Genomic DNA, 20,618 nt, shown 5'->3' with positions numbered 1-20,618 from the left:
GGAAGGCGTACCTCTTACTTGCCGTACACCGGCAGGCGGGCGCAGACGGCCTTGACCTTCTCGCGCACGGCGTCGATCACCGATTCGTCGCCCATGTTGCCGAGGATGTCGCAGATCCAGCCGGCCAGCTCGCGGCACTCGGTTTCCTGGAAGCCGCGGGTGGTGACGGCCGGGGTGCCGATGCGCAGACCGGAGGTGACGAAGGGCGAGCGCGGATCGTTCGGCACCGAGTTCTTGTTCACGGTGATGAAGGCGCGCCCCAGGGCGGCGTCCGCGTCCTTGCCGGTGATTTCCTGCTTGATCAGGCTGAGCAGGAACAGGTGGTTGTCGGTGCCGCCGGAGACGACGTCGAAGCCGCGCTCGATGAACACGCTGGCCATGGCCTGGGCGTTCTTGATCACCTGCTGCTGGTAGGTCTTGAATTCGGGCTGCAGGGCTTCCTTGAAGCACACCGCCTTGCCGGCGATGACGTGCATCAGCGGACCGCCCTGGGCACCGGGGAACACCGCCGAGTTGAGCTTCTTCTCGATGGCTTCGTTGGCCTTGGCCAGGATCAGGCCGCCGCGCGGACCGCGCAGGGTCTTGTGGGTGGTGCTGGTGACCACGTCGGCGAAGGGTACCGGGTTCGGATAGACACCGGCGGCGACCAGACCGGCGAAGTGGGCCATGTCGACGAACAGATAGGCACCCACGGCATCGGCGATGGCACGGAAGCGGGCGAAGTCCAGCACCTGGGAGTAGGCGGAGTAGCCGGCGACGATGACCTTGGGCTGGTGCTCGCGGGCCAGGCGCTCGACTTCGGCGTAGTCGATCAGGCCCTGCTCGTCGATGCCGTACTGGACGGCGTTGTACAGCTTGCCGGAGGAAGACACGGTGGCGCCGTGGGTCAGGTGACCGCCGTGAGCCAGGCTCATGCCGAGGATGGTATCACCGGCTTCGATCAGCGCCAGGTACACGGCCGAGTTGGCCTGGGAGCCGGAGTGGGGCTGGACGTTGGCGTAGTCGGCGCCGAACAGCTGCTTGGCGCGGTCGATGGCCAGTTGCTCGACCACGTCGACGTATTCGCAGCCGCCATAGTAGCGCTTGTGGGGATAGCCTTCGGCGTACTTGTTGGTCAGCACGCTGCCCTGGGCTTCCATGACCGCCGGACTGGTGTAGTTTTCCGAGGCGATCAGCTCGATGTGATCTTCCTGACGCTGGGCTTCCTGCTGCATGGCGGCATACAGGTCGGCGTCGAAGCGGGCGAGGGTGGTTTCACGGCTGAACATGGCGGCAGGGTCCCCTGAGGCATGGCGAAGAGCGAGCCCGATGGGGCTCGTGAGGGGCAACATTCTACCCCATCGCGGGAACTCTGAGGTATGAGCGCCGGTCATGCACCGCCGCCATTGGTCTCATGTCAGGACGGGGAACAGCCCCTGGAGCTCCAGCCGCTCGCGCAGCAGATCCGGCGGCAGCGGACGGTCGAAGAGGAAGCCCTGCACCTCGTCGCAGCCGTGGAGGCGCAGGAACTCCAGTTGTGCCGGCTCCTCGACGCCCTCGGCGATCACCGAGAGATTGAGGCTGTGGGCCATGGCGATGATGGCCCGGGCGATCTGCGCATCCTGCTCGCCGTGAGGCAGGCCGTCGACGAAGCTGCGGTCGATCTTGAGGATGTCGATGGGGAATTGCTTGAGGTAGTTGAGCGAGGAATAGCCGGTGCCGAAGTCGTCCACCGCGATGCACAGGCCCAGGTTCTTGAGTTCGCCGAGCAGCTGCAGGGCCTCGCCGACGTCGCGCATCAGGATGCTCTCGGTCAGTTCCAGCTCCAGGCAGGCCGGCGCCAGGCCGGTTTCGGCGAGGATGGCCGCGATGCGCTGGCCGAGCTGGCCATCGCTGAACTGGCGGGCGGAGAGATTCACCGAGACCTTGGGAATGCGCACCCTAGCCGCGTGCCATTCGCGCATCTGCCGGCAGGCCTCGCGAATCACCCAGTCGCCGACCTGGACCACCAGGCCGATCTCTTCCAGCACCGGGATGAATTCCGCCGGCGAGACGTGGCCGCGCACCGGATGCTCCCAGCGCAGCAGGGCCTCGACCCCGGTCAGGCGCCGGTTGTCGCAACGGTACTGCGGCTGGTAGTGCAGGCGGAATTCACCCTGCAGGAGGGCGTGCCGCAGATCGGCTTCCAGTTCCAGGCGCTCCAGGGCGCGGGCGTTCATCTCGGCCTGGTAGAACTGGAAGTTGTTCTTGCCCATCTCCTTGGCGTGGTACATGGCGGTGTCGGCGTTCTTCATCAGTTGGCTGAGCTCATGGCCGTCCTGGGGCGAGAGGGCGATGCCGATGCTGGCGGAGACGAAGAATTCGCGGCCTTCGAGCACGAAGGCCTCGGATAGCTGAGTGAGGATCTGCTCGCCGACGCGGATCGCCTGGGCCAGGGCGACCTCGCGGGTTTCCAGACCGGACAGCAGCAGGGTGAATTCGTCGCCACCCATGCGCGCCACGCTGTCCTCGGTGCCGACGCAGGCGGTCAGGCGCATGGCCACGTCCTTGAGCAGGCGGTCGCCGGCGGCGTGGCCGAGGCTGTCGTTGATCGGCTTGAAGCGGTCGAGGTCGAGGAACATCAGCACCACCCAGCTGCCGTTGTGGCGGCTCTGCTGCAGGGCGTTGTGCAGGCGGTCCTGGAACAGGGTGCGGTTGGGCAGCAGGGTCAGGGCATCGTAGTAGGCCAGGCGGTGGATGCGTCTTTCGCTGGCCTTGCGCTCGCTGATGTCGACGAAGAAGCAGACGTAGCTCATCAGGTCGCCGTCGTCGTCGCGGATGGCGGTGATGCCGACCCAGGAGGGATAGGGCTCGTTGTCCTGCCGGCGCTGCCAGAGTTCGCCTTCCCAGCTCTCCTGGGTACGCAGCTGCTGCATCACGTGCTGCAGCTGGTTGGCTTCCTGCTTGTCCGCGCAGAGCATCATCGGCTGCTGGTCGAACACCTCTTCGGGACTGAAGCCGGTGATGCGGGTGAAGGTGCGGTTGACCCGCACGATGTAGCCGGCCGGGTCGGTGACCATGATGGCGCCGGCGGAGTGGTCGAATACCGTGGCCGCCATGCGCATGTCCTTTTCCGTGCGGCGCTGGGCGGAGATGTCGCGGCAGATGCCGAGCAGGCCGGCGAAGCGCTCGTGGTCGTCCCACAGCGGCTTGAGGCGCAACTCGATCTGCAGGGTGTGACCCTGGGCGTGCAGGCAGTCGAGCAACAGGGGCGCGAAGTGTTCCCGGCGCAACTCGGCCAGGGCGCGCGGATTGTCGAGGCTGCGCAGCAGCCGCTGCAGGGTGCGGCGCACCTCCTGCCACTGGCGCGAGTGCACCACCAGTTCGGCCAGGGTGCGCTGTTGCAGCTCGCCGACGGGATAGCCGAGCAATTCCTCCACCGAGGGACTGATGTAGTTGAGCACCAGCTGGGCGTCGGTGGTGAAGATGACGTCGCTGATGCTTTCCGCCAGCTGCCGGTAGCGATTCTCGCTTTCGCGCAGGCGCTCGCTGGCCCGCACCATGTCGGTGACGTCCAGGGCCAGCCCGACCACGCTCGCCGCGGTGCCGTCCGCCGCACGGGCGAGGCGCTGCTCGCGCACGTCGAACCAGCGCCAGCCGCCGTTGCGGTGCTGCCAGCGCAAGAGGCTGCTGCTGGGCTGGTCGGAGAGCGTCGGCCGCATGCTCACCACTCGCTCGTGCAGTTCGAGGTCATCCGGGTGCAGGCGCGCGCGACCGAGGCTGGCGAAGGCCTCCGGCGGATAACCGAGCTTGAGGGCCAGCGAACGACTCTCGTAGGTCAGGTCGCCGCTGGCCACGTCATAGGTGTAAAGCGTGTCGGGGATGGCGCTGATCAGATTCGACCAGAAGCTGTCGCGCTCGAGCAGGCGCAATTCGCCGAGCTTGCGCTGGGTGATGTCGTTGAGGCTAAGCAGGGTAGCGTCGAGGTGCCGGGGGTCGGCTGGCAGGTGCATGGTCAGCCAGAGGTGCCGTTCGCCCTCGGCGGTGCTGATGCAGGTCTCGAGTTCCAGTACCTGCTGGCCGGAGAGCAGGCCCGCCAGCAGGCGGTATCTCTTGCCACCGAGCTGGACGCGGGAGTCACCCACCAGCCGCGCCCAGGCCTGGTCGAGGTGCTCGATGCCGAGCATTTCCAGGGCGCGCTGGTTGATCTCGGTGATGCGCACCTGGCGGCCCAGGCTATCCAGGACTTCGGGCTCGCGGGCGAACAGCTCCGCCAGTTGCTCGGGGCGCTCCAGGCCCAGGGCCTGCATGTGCGGCTGGACGGCGCTCAGATCCACCACGCAGATGCCGGTGTGCACCCCGTTGAAGATGCTCTCGTAGCGCTGCCGGGTGGTCTGGATGGTCTCCAGGTTGCGCTGCTGTTCGGTAACATCGCGCAGGACCCAGACGAAGCCATCCTGGGTCTGGGTGCGGTCGCGCAGGACCCGGGCACTGGGCTGGCTGTCCGCCAGGGCGTGGCAGCTGACCGCGAAGCGACGCGGCTGGCTTTCCACCGCCAGGGTGACCAGGGCGCCGCTGTCACGCTCGGCGGGCGTCAGGGCCACCACCTCGGGCAACAGGCTGGCGAGAAAATACTGCCGGGCGTCATTGGCGGCGATGCCCAGCAGCCGCGCGGCGGTGGCGTTGACATGGACCAGGCGACCGTCGGCCTGGGTCATGCAGACGGCTTCCTCGATGCCGTTGAGCGCGATGCCGGCGAGGCGCAGGCCGCGTCGCGAGGCGAGGGTCAGGGCGCGCAGGCCACGTTCTTCGCGCAGCAGCAGGTAGAGCAGGATGACGGTCACCAGACCGGATAGGCTGAACAGCGCCAGGCGACCGAAGGAGGCCCCCAGCAGCGTGGTGCCCATGGCTTCGGCGGGATGGCTGCCCACCACCTGCCAGTTGCTGTAGGCCAGCTCCTGGCGCACCTCGTCGACGCTGTTCGCCGCCGGGGCTTCTCCGCCGCGGAACAGCAGGGTGCCCTGGGAGCGATCCTCCAGGCGCCAGTCGAGACCGGACGGTACCCGGGTCGGCCGCCACAGGGGTTCGAGCAGGGGCGCGCTGGTCAGCACCCACCAGCCGTCCTGCAGGTGCGGATCGCCGGCCAGCAGCACATAGAGGGGCGCGGCGGTGGCCTGGGCGTTGTAGCCGTAACGGAAGTCGGCCTGGCCGGCGCGCGCGATCAGTTGCTGGATGAAGGCGGCGTCCGGCGTATCGCCCAGGCGCGCACTGCGCAGGTTGGCATTGGCCGGCAGCCAGCGTACCTGTTGCAGCCCGGGAAAGAAGTCCTTGAGGCCGAGCAGCAGATTGGGGGCCAGCGGCAGGGTGGGGTCCAGCGACCAGCGCAGGGTGCTGCGCACCGCCTGGGCCTTGAGCGCCAGCCCGAATTCGACGGTGTTGGCCAGCTGTCGGGTCAGGCCATCCAGCTGTTCGCGCCGCAGCGTCTCGCGCTCGGCCACGCTGGCGAAGGTCTGCCAGAACATCAGGGCCAGCATGGCCACCAGCGAGAGGATCAGCAGGCCGCGGGTCAGGCGTCGCGAAGCGGGGGCGAGCGGCTCTTCCGGCAGCGAGGAGGGCGGGCTGTTCACGACGGACTGCGTTCCTGCAGAGGCGATGGCCGTTCGGCTGCGCCCGATTCCGCGGGGCAGGGATGGCCTATGATAAGGGACCGGACGGTGTCTCCGCCGGTTTTTTCCGCGTGATCAGCGCCGGCGCTTTCGTCGCGCGGGGTTTCGACAGCCTTCGCTGCTGACGCCATACTGTGTCCCCTGTTTTTCATTCCGGTCCCAAGGTCCCACCATGGCTCAATACGTCTACACCATGCATCGGGTCGGCAAGGTCGTGCCGCCCAAGCGTGAAATCCTCAAGAACATTTCCCTGTCGTTCTTTCCCGGTGCCAAGATCGGCGTGCTCGGTCTGAACGGTGCGGGTAAATCGACGCTGCTGCGCATCATGGCCGGCGTCGATACCGAGATCGAAGGTGAAGCGCGGCCGATGCCCGGTATCAATGTGGGTTATCTGCCGCAGGAACCGAAACTTGATCCCGAGCAGACGGTTCGTGACGTGGTCGAGGAAGCGGTCGGTCAGATCAAGCAGGCCCAGGCCCGGCTGGACGAGGTCTATGCCGCCTATGCCGAGCCGGATGCCGACTTCGACGCCCTGGCCGCCGAGCAGGCCAAGCTGGAAGCCATCCTCCAGGCCGCCGACGGCCACAACCTGGAGCGCCAGCTGGAAGTCGCCGCCGACGCCCTGCGCCTGCCGGCCTGGGACGCCAAGGTCGGCGTGCTCTCCGGTGGCGAGAAGCGCCGCGTGGCGCTGTGCCGCCTGCTGCTGTCGGCCCCCGACATGCTGCTGCTGGACGAACCCACCAACCACCTGGACGCCGACTCGGTGGCCTGGCTGGAGCACTTCCTCCACGACTTCCCCGGCACCGTGGTGGCCATCACCCACGACCGCTACTTCCTCGACAACGTCGCCGGCTGGATCCTGGAACTGGACCGTGGCCAGGGCATCCCCTTCGAGGGCAACTACTCCGGCTGGCTGGAATCCAAGGCCGCGCGCCTGACCCAGGAAGCCAAGCAGGAAGCCGCCCACGCCAAGGCCATGAAGGCCGAGCTGGAATGGGTGCGCTCCGGTGCCAAGGCCCGCCAGTCCAAGTCCAAGGCCCGCCTGCAGCGCTTCGAGGAAATGCAGTCCCAGGAATTCCAGAAGCGCAGCGAGACCAACGAGATCTACATCCCCGCCGGTCAGCGCCTGGGCGACAAGGTCATCGAGTTCAAGAACGTCAGCAAGGGCTATGGCGATCGCCTGCTGATCGACGACCTGAGCTTCGTGGTGCCCAAGGGCGCCATCGTCGGCGTCATCGGCGGCAACGGCGCGGGCAAGTCGACCCTGTTCCGCATGATCATGGGCAAGGAGCAGCCGGACGCGGGCAGCATCGAGATCGGCGACACCGTGCAACTGGCCAGCGTCGACCAGAGCCGCGAGAACCTGTCCGACACCAAGACCGTCTGGGAGCAGGTGTCCGACGGCTCCGACGTGATCAAGATCGGCAACTACGAGGTGCCTTCGCGCAGCTACGTGGGTCGCTTCAACTTCAAGGGCGCCGACCAGCAGAAGTTCGTCAAGGACCTCTCCGGTGGTGAGCGCGGTCGTCTGCACCTGGCGCTGACCTTGAAGCAGGGCGGCAACGTGCTGCTGCTGGACGAACCCTCCAACGACCTGGACGTGGAAACCCTGCGCGCCCTGGAAGACGCCCTGCTGGACTTCCCCGGCGCGGCCATCGTGATCTCCCACGATCGCTGGTTCCTCGACCGCATCGCCACCCACATCCTCTCCTACGAGGATGATTCCAACGTGGTGTTCTTCGAAGGCAACTACACCGAGTACGAAGCCGATCGCAAGAAGCGCCTGGGCGAGGCTGCGGCGCAGCCCAAGCGGGTCAAGTACAAGAAACTCGCGTAAGCGGCAAGCGAAACGCCGGCAGGGAAACCTGCCGGCGTTTTCTTTTGTCTCACGCTATATACTTGAGGCTATAACGCCCTGGCGGAGCGGATCCGCCGCCCCCAGGATCAGGCCGGGACACCCAGGATCACATGAGACGCCTTGAACACCGCCGTGGCGGCCACGCCCGGAGTCAGCTGCAGTTCCTGCACTGCGTCGCGGGTGACCATGGCCACCACGTGGCTGCCACCGGGCAGGGCGATGACCACCTCAGCGTTGACCGCGCCATCGCTGACGCTCTCCACGGTTCCGGTCAGGCAATTGCGCGCCGACAGGCGCAGGCCACTATCGGCGGTCATCACCATCACCCAGGGCGCCTTGACCAGGGCCACGGCCGGTTTGCCCGGTGCCAGGCCCAGGCTGGTGACGCTGTCCAGGGTAACCACCGCCACCAGCGCGGTACCGCCTGGCAGCGTGAGGGTCACCTCCGCATTAACCGCGCCTTCGCGCACCTGGCTGACGGTTCCCTGGAAGACATTGCGGGCACTGACCTTCATTGGATTTCGTTCCTGAACGTTGGGATGGAAGAGGCAAGGGGCGCCACTCTAGGTCGGAGCGTTGTAGTCATACAACCCGAGCGCCGGGGGTGTCCGCCATGAGCGCCTCGCCCTTCATTGCCCACCTGTCCCTGGAAAGCAGCGTCGGCGCCGAGCTGACCCAGACCCGTATCCGCCTGCTGGAGGCCATCGCCGCCACCGGCTCCATCAGCCAGGCGGCCAAGCGGGTGCCGCTGTCCTACAAGGCGGCCTGGGACGCGGTGGACCAGATCAACAATCTCTCCGCCCAGCCCCTGGTCGCCCGTAGCGCGGGGGGCAGTGGCGGCGGCGGCACCCGGCTGACCGCCTATGGCCAGCGGGTGGTGGCCTTCTACCGGGCGCTGGAGCAGCACTACCAGACCACCCTGGACCAGGTGGCGGCCGGACTGGACGAGGCCAGTCGCACCGAAGTGGCCGATTTTCGCCAGTTGCTGCTCAACCTCAACTGGCGCAGCAGCGCCCGCAACCAGTTTTCCGGCGTGGTCGAGACGCTCGAACAGGGCGATGTGGAAAGCGCCGTGGTGCTGCGCCTGGACGATGCCACGCGACTCACCGCCCTGGTCACCCGCGACAGCGCCGCGCAGCTCGGCCTGGCGCCAGGCCGCGCCGTGGTGGCCCTGGTCAAGGCCTCGGCGGTGCTGATCGGCACCGATCCGGGGCTGCGCCTGTCGGCGCAGAATCTGTGGTGGGGAGAGGTCGAGCGCGTCCATGAGGGACCGATCAACCACGAGGTGGTACTGGCGCTGCCGGCCGGTCGCCGCGTCACCGCCACCCTGACCGCCACTAGCAGTCGCCAGCTGGGACTCGTCCCCGGCCTGGCCGCCTGCGCCTGTTTCAGCGCCGCCAGCGTCCTGCTGATGAGCGCATCCTGACCATCCCAAGGAGCCAGAACCGATGATCTCCAGCCGTTCCCGCCTGTTGCTTTCCCTGCTCACCGCGGCCCTGGCCACCCCGGCTCTGGCCGACGAGGTCCAGGTGGCCGTGGCCGCCAATTTCAGCGCGCCGCTCAAGGCCATTGGCGAGCAATTCGCCCGGGACACCGGCCATCAGCTGGTGATTTCCAGCGGCGCCACCGGCCAGCTCTACACCCAGATCAGGAATGGCGCGCCCTTCGCGGTCTTCCTCTCCGCCGACGACAGCACCCCGGCCAAGCTGGAAAGCGAAGGCGCGGCGGTCAAGGGGTCGCGCTTCACCTATGCCATCGGCACCCTGGCGCTCTGGTCGCCCAGTACCGGCTATGTGGACAGTGAAGGCGCGGTGCTCAAGCAGAACGCCTTCACCCACCTGGCCGTGGCCAATCCCAAGACCGCGCCCTATGGCCTGGCCGCCACCCAGGTGCTGGCCAAGCTGGGCCTGACCGAAGCGGTCGCGACCAAGCGGGTGGAAGGCCAGAACATCACCCAGACCTACCAGTTCGTCGCCACCGGCAATGCCGAGCTGGGCTTCGTCGCCCTGTCGCAGATCTACCAGGACGGCAAGGTCAAGGAAGGCTCGGCCTGGATCGTACCGGCCGGACTCTATGAGCCGATCCGCCAGGACGCCGTGCTGCTGGACAAGGGCCAGGATCAGCCGGCGGCCAAGGCACTGCTGGCCTATCTCAAGGGACCCCAGGCGGCCACGGTGCTCAAGGCCTACGGCTACCGGCAGTGATCCCATGAGCCTGAGCGCGGCGGACTGGGCGGCGATTCGCCTGACCCTGGAACTGGCCAGCGTGACCACGCTGCTGCTGCTGGTGCTGGGTACGCCCCTCGCGTGGTGGCTGGCGCGCACCCGCTCCCGGCTCAAGGGTCCGGTCGGCGCCCTGGTGGCCCTGCCGCTGGTGCTACCGCCCACGGTGATCGGCTTCTACCTGCTGCTGGCCATGGGACCGGAGGGCTGGGTGGGACAGACGACCTCGGCCCTGGGGCTAGGGCGGTTGCCCTTCACCTTCGCCGGGCTGGTGGTGGGCTCGCTGTGCTATTCGCTGCCCTTCGTGGTGCAGCCGCTGCAGAACGCCTTCGAGGCCATCGGCCCGCGCCCCCTGGAGGCCGCGGCCACACTACGCGCCGGGCCCCTGGATACCTTCTTCCACGTGGTGCTGCCGCTGGCGCGGCCGGGCTTCGTCACCGCCGCCATCCTCGGCTTCGCCCATACCGTGGGCGAATTCGGCGTGGTGCTGATGATCGGCGGCAACATTCCCGGGCGGACCCAGGTGGTCTCCACCCAGATCTTCAATCACGTGGAAGCCATGGAATATCCCCAGGCGCACCTACTGGCCGGGGGCATGCTGGCCTTCTCCTTCGTGATCCTCCTGCTGCTCTATGGCCGCCGCGGGCGGTCGGCCTGGACATGAGTCTCGCCGCGCGCTTCGAACTGCGGCATGCCGACTTCGTGCTGGCGGTGGACCTCGCCCTGCCGGGCAGCGGCGTCACCGCCCTGTTCGGGCCCTCGGGTTCGGGCAAGACCAGTTGCCTGAGGTGCGTGGCCGGCCTCGAACCCGCCGCCCGCGGGCGCCTGGTGGTGGCGGGAGAGATCTGGCAGGACAGCGACCGCGTCCTGTTCCTGCCGCCGCACCGGCGCGCCCTGGGCTATGTCTTCCAGGACGCCAATCTGTTCGAGCACCTGGACGTGCGCCGCAACCTGCTGTTCGGCTGGCAGCGGGTCGCGCCGCACGAGCGCCGGCTGGAGCTGGAGCAGGTCGTCGAGCTGCTGGGCATCGAGGGACTGCTCACCCGGATGCCGGCGCGCCTCTCCGGTGGCGAGCGCCAGCGGGTCGGCATCGCCCGGGCTCTGCTCACCAGTCCCCGGCTGCTGCTGATGGACGAACCCCTGGCGGCGCTGGACGCCGAGCGCAAGGCGGAGATCCTGCCCTACCTGGAACGCCTGACCCGGGAGCTGGCGCTGCCGATCCTCTATGTCAGCCATGCCCCCGACGAGGTGGCGCGGCTGGCCGATCACCTGGTGCTGCTGGAGCGGGGTCGGGTGCTGGCCAGCGGGCCGACCACCGAGGTATTGGCGCGCCTCGACCTGCCCATCGCCCTGGCCGATGACGCCGGCGTGGTGCTGGAAGGGCGGGTGCTCGGCCATGACCCTGACTACGGCCTGCTCAGCCTGGGCCTGGCCGGCGAGCAGCGCGTGCTGCTGGCCCATGCCCCGCTGCCACCCGGACAGGCGCTGCGCATCAAGGTGCTGGCACGGGATGTCAGCCTCAGCCTGGAACGCCAGCACAGCAGCATCCTCAATGTGCTGCCGGCCATCGTCGCCGAGATCGCCCCGACCCGCTCGCTGGCCCAGGTGCTGGTGCGCCTGGACCTGGGCGGCGCGGCGCTGCTGGCGCGGATCACCCGCTATTCGCTGGAGCGGCTGGCGTTGCAGCCGGGGAGTCGGGTCTGGGCGCAGCTGAAGTCGGTGGCGGTTCTAGCCTGAACCTGGGGCTGACCTGAGCCGCTCCAGCAGGAAATCCACCAGCACCCTGACCGCCGCCGGCAACTGGCGATCCGGCGGATAGAGCAGCCAGGCGGTGCCCTGGTAGGGGCCGAGGTATTGCCAGTCGGGCAGCACCCGCCGCAGGCTGCCGGCGGCCAGACCGGCGTCGGCGGCGAAGGCCGGCAGGCAGGCGATGCCCAGGTCGGCGAGGGTGGCTTCCAGGCGCACGCCGCTGTGATTGCAGGCCAGGCGGCCGCGCACCGTCACGCTTTCCACCCGGTCGCCGCGGCGCAGTTGCCAGCGCTGGTCGCCCGGCGTTTCGCCGAGGTAGAGGCAATCGTGCTCGGCCAGTGCCTGGGGCTGCTGCGGCGTGCCGCGCCCTTTCAGATAGGCCGGGCTGGCGCAGAGCACGAAGTCCATCTCGCGCAGTGGCCGGGCGACGAAGCCGGCGGGTGGCTGCTCGGTGATGCGCACCAGCAGATCCTGGTCGTCGGCGATGGGGTCCAGCGGGCGATCGTCCAGGCGCAGTTGCAGATCCACCTGCGGATAGCGCTGGAAGAATTCCGGCAGCAGGGGGGCGATTAGCCGGTAGCCGACCGCCTTGGGCACCGCCAGTCGCACCTGCCCGCGCGGTTCCTCTCTGTGCTGCAGGCCACTGTCCAGCGCCGCACCGGCGGCAGCCAGCAGCTGACGGCAGTGGCCGAGTACCTCGCGGCCGGCTTCGCTCAGGCGCAATTGGCGGGTGGTGCGCTGCAGCAGACGCACCCCCAGCTCCCGTTCCAGCCGCGCGACCTGACGACTGACCGCCGAAGGCGTGGCGTCCAGCAGGCGGGCGGCCGCGGTGAAGCTGCCGGTTTCCACCACCTTGGCGAAGGCGACCATGCAGGGCAGCAGGGGAAGGGCGCGCAGGGGGTCCATGCCAATGTCCGCAGGTAGCAATAGGGCTGGAAAGGCTGCCATTGCTTCCCTGGGGGAACAAGAGCTATGCGCGCTGGCGGGCTTATCGTGCGTGTCAGAGGCGGGCACACTGACGGCCTGATTCAGGGAGAAGCCGTCATGTCGCAACGCCCCACCTTCGGCCTCGCCGAAGGCCTGCTGCTCGCCACCGCCCTGGTCTGGGGGACCAGCTACGCCGTGGTCAAGGACGCCGTGATGCTCTATCCGGTGCTCGGTTACCTGGCGCTGCGCTTCTGCCTCACCGCGGCGCTGCTGCTGCCTACCTTGCGAGGCGAGGGCCGGCGGGCCTGGCGGCCCGGGGTGCCGACCGGTCTGCTGCTATTGGCGATCTTTCTCGCCGAGACCTATGGCGTGGCCCTGACCAGCGCCAGCAACGCCGCCTTTCTCATCAGCCTCTGCGTGGCCCTGACGCCCTTCGCCGAATGGTGGCTGCTCGGTCAGCGTCCCGAGGCCCGCGCCCTGGGCGCCGCGGGGCTGGCGGTGGCGGGCGCCGGGCTGCTGACCCGCGGCGTGACCCTGAGCTTCAACCTGGGTGATGGCCTGATCCTGCTGGCGGCCGTATTGCGCGCGGTCAATGTCTGCGTGGTGCGGCGGCGTCTGCAGCAGGCAGGTGCCCCGGTGCCGGCCCTGGCGCTGACCGCGGTGCAGACCGGGGTGGTGGGCCTGGCCTGTCTGCTGCTGTTCGCCCTGGGCCCGGGCCTGGCACCGCTGCCCATGCAAGCGGGCTTCTGGCTCGCCACCGGCTACCTGGTGCTGTTCTGCACCCTGGGCGCCTTTCTCGCCCAGAACTACGCCCTGGGCCGCACCAGTGCCACCCGCGTCGCCCTGCTGATGGGCGCCGAGCCGCTGTTCGGGGCGCTGTTCGCCAGCTTCTGGCTGGACGAGCGCCTGGGTCTCTGGGGCTGGCTGGGCGGCCTGCTGATCGTCATCGCCTCGCTGTGGGGGACGTTGCCGCGGCGTACGCCAGACCGTTCGGCCCCGGCTATTCGAACACGACCCGCGGAAAATAGAAGCTGACCACCCAGTTGGGCACGTCGACGATCTCGCTGATGCGCAGATCGCCGCAGACCGAGCAGAGCAGATAGGCCTGTTCCGCCGGCAGGTTGCGGGTCTGCCCGAGCCAGTCGATGGCGCCGCTGACCGCCATGCGCGCCGCGGCCAGCAGGTCGGGTCCGACCCCGGTGAAGACCTCGTAGCCGGCGCCGTCGAGGTGTCGGGTAACCGGCCCCGGGGTGCTGAAGCGTGGCATGGCCAGCGGTTGCTGCTTGATCAGCTCGAAGGTGGCGGTGACCGCCATGGCGGTCTCGATGGCGGTGCCGCAGACCTCGCCATCGCCCTGGGCGGCATGGGTGTCGCCGATGGAAAACAGCGCGCCGGCGACCTCCACCGGCAGGTAGAGACTGGTGCCGGCGGCCAGGTCGCGGATATCCAGATTGCCACCCACCCGTCGTGGTGGCACCACCGAGTGCAGACCTGGCGCCGCGGGCGCCACCCCCAGGGTGCCGGCGAAGGGCTTGAGCGGGACCCGCGCCAGCTCGCCGAAGGCGGCCGGCGTCTGACCGCTGCGGTCGTAATGCCAGAGCTGCAGCACCGGGTCCGGAAACTGGTCGGCGAGCAGGCCGAAGCCGGGAATGTTGGCGGTCCAGCCAAAGCCGCTGGGAGTGAAGCTGTCCAGCGTCACCTTGAGCACGTCGCCCGGCTCGGCGCCCTCGATCCACAGCGGACCGCAGACCGGATTGACCCGCTCGAAGGGCAGGGTGGCGATGTCGGTGGCGCTGGACTGGGCGTGGAAGTGGCCGTCCGAGGCAAAGCTGACCGTCTCGCCCGGCGCGACCTCCAGCGCCGGGGGGAGGCTGTGATCCCAGCCGCAATGGCAGTGCTGGCTGTGCAGAGTCTTGATCATCGGGAGCCTCCGCGGCGGGTCTGTGCCTAATGGACGGCGTCGTTGGCCTTGAATTCCGTGGTCCGGCCGCTGAGCCTGAGGAAGGCCAGCACGGCCAGGCCCAGCACCATCCAGCAGCTGCCGCCGACCTTGGCGTAGACGTCGGCGTTGAACAGCACATAGGCGAGGATGATGAAACCGACCAGCGGGACCAGCGCATGCAGCAGCGGGCGACCGGCGCCGCGGTGGTGCCAGGCCACTGCCACATGCAGGAGCAGGAAGGCGGTCAGCGCACCGAAGTTGCACATGGAGGCGAGCAGGTTGATCTGGCCGACAAAGAACAGCCCCAGCACCAGGCTCAGGCCCGCCACCAGCAGGATGGCGCGCTGCGGCACCCGGGTCGTGGGATGGATCTGCCGCAGGAACTGCGGCATCTGGCGATCACGGGCCATGGCGAACAGCAGGCGCGAGGTGGCGGCCTGGGCCACCAGGGCGTTGGCGATGGCGGCGCCGATGGCCACCGCCAGGGCGATCACCACCTGCAGCCAGGGGCCGGCGATCAGCCGACCGATCTCGTAGAAGGCGTTGTTCGAGGCATCGGCGTCGGGGTACTGGATCAGGTTGGGTTGCAGCAGGGCGGCCAGCCAGGTTTGCACCATGAACAGCGCGGCTACCAGGGTCAGGGCCAGCAGGGTGGCGCGACCCACCACCCGGCTGCCGCCGCGGGTTTCTTCGGAGAGGGTGGAGATGGCGTCGAAGCCGAGAAAGGACAGCACCGCCACCGACAGCGCGCTGAAGATCAGTGGCAGGGAGAATTCCTGGGGGTTGTACAGCGGCTTCATGGTCCACTCCGCGCCATTCACGCCGCGGCTGATGGCCAGCGAGGCCAGCACCACGAACACCAGCAGCACCGCCAGTTGGCCGTAGAGGAACAGCCGGTTGGCGCGGGCGGTGGTCTCGATGCCACGCAGGTTGACCAGGGTGTTGAGGCCGACGAAGAAGAGGATCCACAGCGGCTGGGGAATGGCCGGGATGACGTTGGCCATGGCGTTGGCGCCGATCACATAGAGCAGGGTGGGCACCAGCAGGTAGTCGAGCAGGATGGCCCAGCCGGCGAGAAAGCCCAGGGCCGGGTGCAGGCCGCGACCGACGTAGGCGTAGACCGAGCCGGCCACCGGAAAGGCGCGCGACATCTGCTGGTAGCTGACCGCGGTGAACAGCATGGCGACGAAACCGATCAGGTAGGTGAGGGGCACCATGCCGTGGCTGGCGTCGAACACCCCGCCAAAGATGGAAAAGGGCGCGATGGGCACCATGAACACCAGACCATAGATCAGCAGATCCTTCAGCCCGAGTTGGCGCCGGAGTTCCTGGGTGTAGCCGAAGCGGGCGAGGTCGGTGGCGTCGCCGGACGGAGCGTGCTGAGTCATGGGGGCTTCCTCGAAGGGGCGGGGTAGGCTCGACTCTAGGCCAGGGTGGGCCCTGGCCCCATCCACAAAAGTGCTAGGTTTGCGGCCGGCTGGGGACGACTGGCAGAGCCTTTGCTTCGCTTTCCCCATCGCCATCAGGGGAGGAGCATCCAAGATGCATGCCGATCTGCTCACCGTCAGCAGCCGCCTCGTCGGGCTGCCCACGCTCGACGCCTGTCTGGATGCCGTCCAGGCCAGTGCCGATCACCTGGGCTGCAAGGCACTGATCTACGACTATGCCCCGGTGCCCCTCAGTCACGACGGGGTACTCATCACCCCCTCGGTGTTCAAGGTGCGCAACGCCCCGGCGGACATGCATGCCTTCTGGTGCGAGCGCGGCTACTACCAGATCGATCCGGTGCAACAGTGCGCCAGTCGGCGTGCGGCGCCCTTCGTCTGGTCGTTTCGCAGCGAAACCCGCAGCGCGCTGCGCGAGTACCTGGGTGACAGTCATCGCCCTGTCACCTGCTATGTGCGCGACAGCGGCCTGGCCACCGGGGTGACGGTGCCGCTGCACCTGCCGGGCGGTGCCTTCGCCACCCTGACCGGCATCCTCGATGCCGATGCTCCGGACGCCGAGGCCGCTGGCGAAGCCTGCCTGGGCGCCTTCCTGGTGCTGGCCCATGCCTTCCAGGCCCGTGCCGACGAGCTGCTTGCCCCGGCCGAGCGTCGCTGTGGCCAGGTCCGCCTGACGCCGCGCGAGCGCGAATGCCTGCAGTACTCGGCCAAGGGCCTGACCGCCAAGCGCATCGCCGCGACCCTCAACCGCTCCACCGCCACGGTCAACCTGCACCTCAACTCCGCCGCCCGCAAACTGGGCGCACGCAACAGGGTCGAGGCGGTGGTGCGGGGATTGCACTATCGCCTGGTCGAGGTCTGAGAGCCTGTTCAGAGTCTCGCGAGCGAGAGCCAAGCAAGGAGCAAAGGGCTGAGGAAGCGGATCGGACCCGCGCTGGGGTTTACGCATGGTAAATGAGCATTCCGACGGGGCTGGCCTTCCAGGGCCTCTTTAACGCTGTTTGGCCGACGCGCAGCAGACTTTGAACAGGCTCTGAGCGACTTGGCCGGATCCGTGGGCCGTTCGACCTTGTGACACCCCCCGCCGCGGCCCGACACTGGGGCCTCATCTGCCCAGGAGTGTCCCATGAGCGCTGCCCGTCCCCCCGTCCCGCCGTTCACCCTCGAATCCGCCCAGCAAAAGGTCCGCGCTGCCGAAGATGGCTGGAACAGCCGCGATCCGGCCAAGGTGGCCCTGGCCTATACCGCCGACAGCCGCTGGCGCAATCGCAGCGATTTCCTCCAGGGTCGCGCCGCCATCGAGGCCTTTCTCACCCGCAAGTGGCAGCGCGAGCACGAGTACCGGCTGATCAAGGAACTCTGGGCGCATGACGGCGCGCGCATCGCCGTGCGCTTCGCCTACGAATGGCGGGACGAAGACGGCCAGTGGTACCGCGCCTACGGCAACGAGAACTGGCAGTTCGACGACCAGGGCCTGATGGCCGAGCGTCACGCCAGCATCAACGACCTGCCGATCACCGAGGCCGAGCGGCTGTTTCACTGGCCCCAGGGGCGGCGGCCGGATGACCATCCCGGCTTGAGCGCCCTGGGTCTCTGACCGGAAGCGGGCGGCTAGCCCGGGCGAGCGGGGTCCTGTACAAGGACCTCTGGCCGCCAGGACCCCAAGACGATGCACTACCGCAACCTGCTCCGCCGCCTCGACCTGGTCTCGCTGCAGCTGCTGCTGGCGGTGCACGAGGAGGGCACCCTGACCCGCGCCGCCGAGCGCGAGATGATCGCCCTGTCCGCCGCCAGCAAGCGACTGCATGATCTGGAGCGGTCGCTCGACATCGAACTCTTCGAGCGCAACGCCAAGGGCACCACCCTCACCCCGGTCGGCGAGACGCTGCTGCATTACGCCAAGCGCATCCTCGCCGACGTCGAGCGCATCAGCATCGACGTCGGCGAACACCTGCAGGGCGTGCGCGGCTACGTGCGGATGATGGCCAACATCTCCGCCATCATCGAATTCCTCCCCGAGGACCTGCAGGCCTTCACCGTCGGCCATCCCCAGGTCAAGGTCAGCCTGGACGAACGGCCCAGCGCCGGGGTGGTGAAGGGGGTGCTGGAAGGCGCCGCCGACCTGGGTATCTGTTCCTCGGATACCGACACCCGCGGCCTGCTGGCCGTGCCCTACCGGCAGGACACCCTGGTGGTGGTGATGCGGCCCGATCATCGCCTGGCCGCTCGCGCGCGGCTGGCCTTCGCCGAGACCCTGGACGATGACCACGTCGGCCTGCATGCCGACAGTTTCATCAACCTGCGCACCAAGGCGGCCGCCCGCAGTCACGGCAAGGCCTTGCGCCTGCGCATCCATGTACCCGGCTTCGATGCCGTGTGCCGCATGGCACAGGCGGGTTTCGGGCTGGGCGTGCTGCCGCTGCAGGCCTTCGAACTCATCGGGCGACCGCTCGGACTGATCGCCGCGGCGCTGGATGACGACTGGTCCCAGCGCAGCCTGGCGCTGGTGGTGCGCGACGTCGAGACGCTGTCGCCGGTCAGCCGGCTGCTCTACGACCACCTGCTGGAGGTCTGAATCCGGGTCTTCGCGATTCGCGAAGACCCCTTGCCGAAAGACGTTAACCACCGGCTGCTCTATTGTCCTAGCATCGGCCTCATTCCAATAACAAAGAGGCTCGCCCGCCATGACGGCTCTCACCGGACTCCGTGTCATCGAGATCGGCACGCTCATCGCCGCCCCCTTCGCCGCCCGCCTGCTGGCCGAATTCGGCGCCGAAGTGATCAAGATCGAAGCCCTGGACAAGGGCGATCCCCTGCGCAAGTGGCGCAAGTTGCACGAGGGCACCTCGCTCTGGTGGTACCTGCAGTCGCGCAACAAGAAGTCCCTGGCCCTGAATCTGCGTTCCGCCGAAGGCGTGGCCCTGGTCAAGCAGCTGGTCGAGGGCGCCGACGTGCTCATCGAGAATCTGCGCCCGGGCGCGCTGGAAAAGCTCGGCCTCGGCTGGGACGTGCTGCACGCTCTCAATCCCAAGCTCACCCTGGTGCGCATCTCCGGCTACGGCCAGACCGGCCCCTATCGTGATCGCCCCGGCTTCGGTGCCATCGGCGAGGCCATGGGCGGCATCCGCTACACCACCGGTACTCCGGGCGTGCCGCCGGCGCGGGTCGGGGTCAGCCTGGGCGATTCCCTGGCTTCCATGCACGCGGTGATCGGCGCCCTGATGTCGGTGCTGCGGGTCAAGACCGGCCAGGGCGACGGCCAGGTGGTCGATGTCTCCCTGGTCGAGAGCGTCTTCAACGTCATGGAAAGCCTGGTGCCCGAGTACTCCAGGCTCGGCCATGTGCGCGAGCGCACCGGCGGGGCGTTGCCGGGTATCGCCCCGTCCAACACCTATCCCACCGGCGACGGCGGTTTCGTGGTGATCGCCGGCAACAGCGATCCCATCTATGTCCGGCTGATGCAGGCGATCGGCCGCCCCGATCTGGCCGAGCGTCCGGATCTGGCGCAGAACGACGGGCGCGCCCGCCACTGCGAGCTGATCGACGAGGCCATCGCCGCCTGGACCGGCAGTCGCGGCATCGACGAGGTGCTGGAGATCCTCGAAGGCGCTGAGGTCCCGGCCGGCCGCATCTATTCGGCCGCCGACATCGTCGCCGATCCCCACTACCAGGCGCGGGAGATGCTGCTGGACACCACCCTGCCCGACGGCGCCACCCTGAAGATGCCGGGCATCGTGCCCAAGCTGTCGGCCACCCCGGGCCAGGTCAACTGGCAGGGTCCGACCCTCGGTGAGCACACCGATGGCCTGCTGGCCGAGCTGGGGCTGAGCGAAGCGGACATCCAGCGACTCAGGAAGGGCGGGGTGGTGCAATGAGTACCGAACGCCTGATCGTCCAGGAAGTCGCGCCCCGTGACGGCTTGCAGATCGAGCCGAGCTGGGTGGAAACCGCCGACAAGATCGCCCTGATCGACGGGCTCTCCGCGCTGGGTTTCTCGCGGATCGAAGCCGGTTCCTTCGTCTCGCCCAAGGCGGTGCCCATGCTGCGCGACGGCGAGGCGGTGTTCCAGGGCATCGCTCGCCGGCCCGGGGTGACCTATGTCGCCCTGGTGCCCAATCTCAAGGGCGCCCAGCGCGCCCTGGCGGCAGGCGCCGACGAGCTGAACCTGGTGCTCTCCGCCAGCCAGACCCACAATCGCGCCAACATGCGCATGAGTTGCGAGCAGTCCCTCGCCAGCTTCGCCGAGGTGGTGCAGCTGGCCCAGGGGCAGGCGGTCTCGCTCAATGGCACCGTGGCGACCACCTTCGGTTGCCCCTTCGAAGGGCGCATCGACGAAGGCTGGGTATTCGAACTGGTGCAGCGCTATCTGGCGCTGGGCATGACCGGCATCACCCTCGCCGACACCACCGGCATGGCCAATCCGCGGCAGGTCGCGCGGATCGTCCGCCAGGTGCTGGAACTGATCCCGGCGTCCGCCCTGACCCTGCATTTCCACAACACCCGCGGGCTGGGCCTGAGCAATGTCCTGGCCGCCTACGAAGCCGGCGCCCGGCGCTTCGACGCCGCCCTCGGTGGCCTCGGTGGCTGCCCCTTCGCCCCGGGCGCCTCCGGCAACATCTGCACCGAGGACCTGGTGAATCTCTGCGCCGAGATCGGCGTGGACACCGGCATCGATCTGCAACGGCTGATCGAGTTGTCGCGCACCCTGCCGGCGCTGCTGGGGCACGACACCCCCGGCCAAGTGGCCAAGGCCGGGCGCAATTGCGATCTGCATCCACCGCCCGCGGCCACTGGCTGAGTCGCACCCGCTTTCATTCGTTCGCCCTGACTACAACAACAAAGGAGCGCCAG

At 68.2% G+C, this 20,618-nt stretch carries 17 protein-coding genes; 11 read left to right on the top strand and 6 right to left on the bottom strand.

Annotated elements, in window-relative coordinates:
* Window positions 1–14: 14 nt before the first annotated feature.
* A complete protein-coding gene (glyA, locus tag PVZ77_RS04465) occupies window positions 15–1,268 on the bottom strand; it encodes a serine hydroxymethyltransferase (protein ID WP_273810062.1) in 1,254 nt (417 codons plus the stop codon).
* 123 nt (window positions 1,269–1,391) lie between these two features.
* The gene (locus PVZ77_RS04460; protein WP_273810060.1) at window positions 1,392–5,585 is read right to left on the bottom strand and encodes an EAL domain-containing protein; all 4,194 of its coding nucleotides are present in this window, start codon (window positions 5,583–5,585) and stop codon (window positions 1,392–1,394) included.
* Between the two features lie 211 nt (window positions 5,586–5,796).
* On the opposite strand from PVZ77_RS04460, the gene ettA reads away from it, so the two are divergent.
* A complete protein-coding gene (gene ettA, locus PVZ77_RS04455; RefSeq protein WP_158893649.1) occupies window positions 5,797–7,461 on the top strand; it encodes an energy-dependent translational throttle protein EttA in 1,665 nt (554 codons plus the stop codon).
* A gap of 107 nt (window positions 7,462–7,568) precedes the next feature.
* Here the strand turns inward: ettA and PVZ77_RS04450 are convergent, their stop codons facing one another.
* Window positions 7,569–7,997 (bottom strand): TOBE domain-containing protein, encoded by a 429-nt coding sequence (locus PVZ77_RS04450; RefSeq protein WP_273810059.1) that lies wholly within the window; start codon window positions 7,995–7,997, stop codon window positions 7,569–7,571.
* A gap of 98 nt (window positions 7,998–8,095) precedes the next feature.
* Between PVZ77_RS04450 and PVZ77_RS04445 the strand changes: the two genes are divergently transcribed.
* The 4 genes from PVZ77_RS04445 to modC are packed head-to-tail and all read left to right on the top strand — an operon-like array spanning window position 8,096 to window position 11,441.
* Window positions 8,096–8,908, top strand: coding sequence for a TOBE domain-containing protein (locus PVZ77_RS04445; protein WP_273810058.1), 813 nt, complete (start codon window positions 8,096–8,098; stop codon window positions 8,906–8,908).
* Window positions 8,909–8,930: 22 nt separating this feature from the next.
* Entirely contained in the window at window positions 8,931–9,686 is a 756-nt protein-coding gene (gene modA / locus PVZ77_RS04440; protein WP_273810056.1) for a molybdate ABC transporter substrate-binding protein, read from the top strand.
* A 4-nt stretch (window positions 9,687–9,690) separates the two neighbouring features.
* The gene (gene modB / locus PVZ77_RS04435) at window positions 9,691–10,368 is read left to right on the top strand and encodes a molybdate ABC transporter permease subunit (RefSeq protein WP_273810054.1); all 678 of its coding nucleotides are present in this window, start codon (window positions 9,691–9,693) and stop codon (window positions 10,366–10,368) included.
* Window positions 10,365–11,441 (top strand): molybdenum ABC transporter ATP-binding protein, encoded by a 1,077-nt coding sequence (modC, locus tag PVZ77_RS04430; protein WP_273810053.1) that lies wholly within the window; start codon window positions 10,365–10,367, stop codon window positions 11,439–11,441. The genes modB and modC overlap by 4 nt, the downstream gene beginning before the upstream one ends.
* On the opposite strand, the gene PVZ77_RS04425 is transcribed toward modC, so the two are convergent.
* The gene (locus PVZ77_RS04425; RefSeq protein ID WP_273810052.1) at window positions 11,433–12,359 is read right to left on the bottom strand and encodes a LysR family transcriptional regulator; all 927 of its coding nucleotides are present in this window, start codon (window positions 12,357–12,359) and stop codon (window positions 11,433–11,435) included. The two genes, modC and PVZ77_RS04425, sit on opposite strands and share 9 nt — an antisense overlap.
* Before the next feature lie 138 nt (window positions 12,360–12,497).
* On the opposite strand from PVZ77_RS04425, the gene PVZ77_RS04420 reads away from it, so the two are divergent.
* The gene (locus PVZ77_RS04420; RefSeq protein ID WP_273810051.1) at window positions 12,498–13,415 is read left to right on the top strand and encodes a DMT family transporter; all 918 of its coding nucleotides are present in this window, start codon (window positions 12,498–12,500) and stop codon (window positions 13,413–13,415) included.
* On the opposite strand, the gene PVZ77_RS04415 is transcribed toward PVZ77_RS04420, so the two are convergent.
* Both PVZ77_RS04415 and PVZ77_RS04410 read right to left on the bottom strand, forming a co-directional pair.
* Entirely contained in the window at window positions 13,381–14,301 is a 921-nt protein-coding gene (locus tag PVZ77_RS04415; RefSeq protein WP_273810050.1) for an acetamidase/formamidase family protein, read from the bottom strand. The genes PVZ77_RS04420 and PVZ77_RS04415 overlap by 35 nt on opposite strands.
* A gap of 26 nt (window positions 14,302–14,327) precedes the next feature.
* Complete coding sequence (locus tag PVZ77_RS04410) at window positions 14,328–15,710, bottom strand: APC family permease (RefSeq protein ID WP_273810049.1); 1,383 nt, start codon at window positions 15,708–15,710, stop codon at window positions 14,328–14,330.
* 154 nt (window positions 15,711–15,864) lie between these two features.
* On the opposite strand from PVZ77_RS04410, the gene PVZ77_RS04405 reads away from it, so the two are divergent.
* The 5 genes from PVZ77_RS04405 to PVZ77_RS04385 all read left to right on the top strand — a co-directional run bounded on the left by PVZ77_RS04405 (window position 15,865) and on the right by PVZ77_RS04385 (window position 20,565).
* Window positions 15,865–16,629 (top strand): LuxR family transcriptional regulator, encoded by a 765-nt coding sequence (locus PVZ77_RS04405; RefSeq protein WP_273810048.1) that lies wholly within the window; start codon window positions 15,865–15,867, stop codon window positions 16,627–16,629.
* A 264-nt stretch (window positions 16,630–16,893) separates the two neighbouring features.
* Window positions 16,894–17,364 (top strand): nuclear transport factor 2 family protein, encoded by a 471-nt coding sequence (locus PVZ77_RS04400; RefSeq protein ID WP_273810047.1) that lies wholly within the window; start codon window positions 16,894–16,896, stop codon window positions 17,362–17,364.
* Window positions 17,365–17,436: 72 nt separating this feature from the next.
* Window positions 17,437–18,342: a LysR family transcriptional regulator gene (locus PVZ77_RS04395; RefSeq protein WP_273810045.1), complete on the top strand. Its 906-nt coding sequence runs from the start codon at window positions 17,437–17,439 to the stop codon at window positions 18,340–18,342.
* A 109-nt stretch (window positions 18,343–18,451) separates the two neighbouring features.
* Entirely contained in the window at window positions 18,452–19,642 is a 1,191-nt protein-coding gene (locus PVZ77_RS04390; protein ID WP_273810044.1) for a CaiB/BaiF CoA transferase family protein, read from the top strand.
* Window positions 19,639–20,565 carry a hydroxymethylglutaryl-CoA lyase gene (locus tag PVZ77_RS04385; RefSeq protein WP_273810043.1) on the top strand — a complete coding sequence of 309 codons (927 nt, stop codon included), beginning with the start codon at window positions 19,639–19,641 and terminating at the stop codon, window positions 20,563–20,565. Before PVZ77_RS04390 ends, PVZ77_RS04385 begins: the two co-directional genes overlap by 4 nt.
* Window positions 20,566–20,618 lie beyond the last annotated feature (53 nt).

The sequence above is a fragment of the Pseudomonas sp. SHLD1 genome (assembly GCF_028640935.1).
Lineage (GTDB): Bacteria > Pseudomonadota > Gammaproteobacteria > Pseudomonadales > Pseudomonadaceae > Chryseomonas > Chryseomonas aestiva.
This window is presented reverse-complemented; position numbering and strand designations above follow the sequence as displayed.

Excerpts from the sequence above, each read along its gene's own strand:
- glyA (WP_273810062.1), bottom strand. The coding sequence starts at position 1,268 with ATGTTCAGCCGTGAAACCACCCTCGCCCGCTTCGACGCCGACCTGTAT.
- ettA (WP_158893649.1), top strand. The coding sequence starts at position 5,797 with ATGGCTCAATACGTCTACACCATGCATCGGGTCGGCAAGGTCGTGCCG.
- PVZ77_RS04450 (WP_273810059.1), bottom strand. The coding sequence starts at position 7,997 with ATGAAGGTCAGTGCCCGCAATGTCTTCCAGGGAACCGTCAGCCAGGTG.
- PVZ77_RS04445 (WP_273810058.1), top strand. The coding sequence starts at position 8,096 with ATGAGCGCCTCGCCCTTCATTGCCCACCTGTCCCTGGAAAGCAGCGTC.
- modA (WP_273810056.1), top strand. The coding sequence starts at position 8,931 with ATGATCTCCAGCCGTTCCCGCCTGTTGCTTTCCCTGCTCACCGCGGCC.
- modB (WP_273810054.1), top strand. The coding sequence starts at position 9,691 with ATGAGCCTGAGCGCGGCGGACTGGGCGGCGATTCGCCTGACCCTGGAA.
- modC (WP_273810053.1), top strand. The coding sequence starts at position 10,365 with ATGAGTCTCGCCGCGCGCTTCGAACTGCGGCATGCCGACTTCGTGCTG.
- PVZ77_RS04425 (WP_273810052.1), bottom strand. The coding sequence starts at position 12,359 with ATGGACCCCCTGCGCGCCCTTCCCCTGCTGCCCTGCATGGTCGCCTTC.
- PVZ77_RS04420 (WP_273810051.1), top strand. The coding sequence starts at position 12,498 with ATGTCGCAACGCCCCACCTTCGGCCTCGCCGAAGGCCTGCTGCTCGCC.
- PVZ77_RS04415 (WP_273810050.1), bottom strand. The coding sequence starts at position 14,301 with ATGATCAAGACTCTGCACAGCCAGCACTGCCATTGCGGCTGGGATCAC.
- PVZ77_RS04410 (WP_273810049.1), bottom strand. The coding sequence starts at position 15,710 with ATGACTCAGCACGCTCCGTCCGGCGACGCCACCGACCTCGCCCGCTTC.
- PVZ77_RS04405 (WP_273810048.1), top strand. The coding sequence starts at position 15,865 with ATGCATGCCGATCTGCTCACCGTCAGCAGCCGCCTCGTCGGGCTGCCC.
- PVZ77_RS04400 (WP_273810047.1), top strand. The coding sequence starts at position 16,894 with ATGAGCGCTGCCCGTCCCCCCGTCCCGCCGTTCACCCTCGAATCCGCC.
- PVZ77_RS04395 (WP_273810045.1), top strand. The coding sequence starts at position 17,437 with ATGCACTACCGCAACCTGCTCCGCCGCCTCGACCTGGTCTCGCTGCAG.
- PVZ77_RS04390 (WP_273810044.1), top strand. The coding sequence starts at position 18,452 with ATGACGGCTCTCACCGGACTCCGTGTCATCGAGATCGGCACGCTCATC.
- PVZ77_RS04385 (WP_273810043.1), top strand. The coding sequence starts at position 19,639 with ATGAGTACCGAACGCCTGATCGTCCAGGAAGTCGCGCCCCGTGACGGC.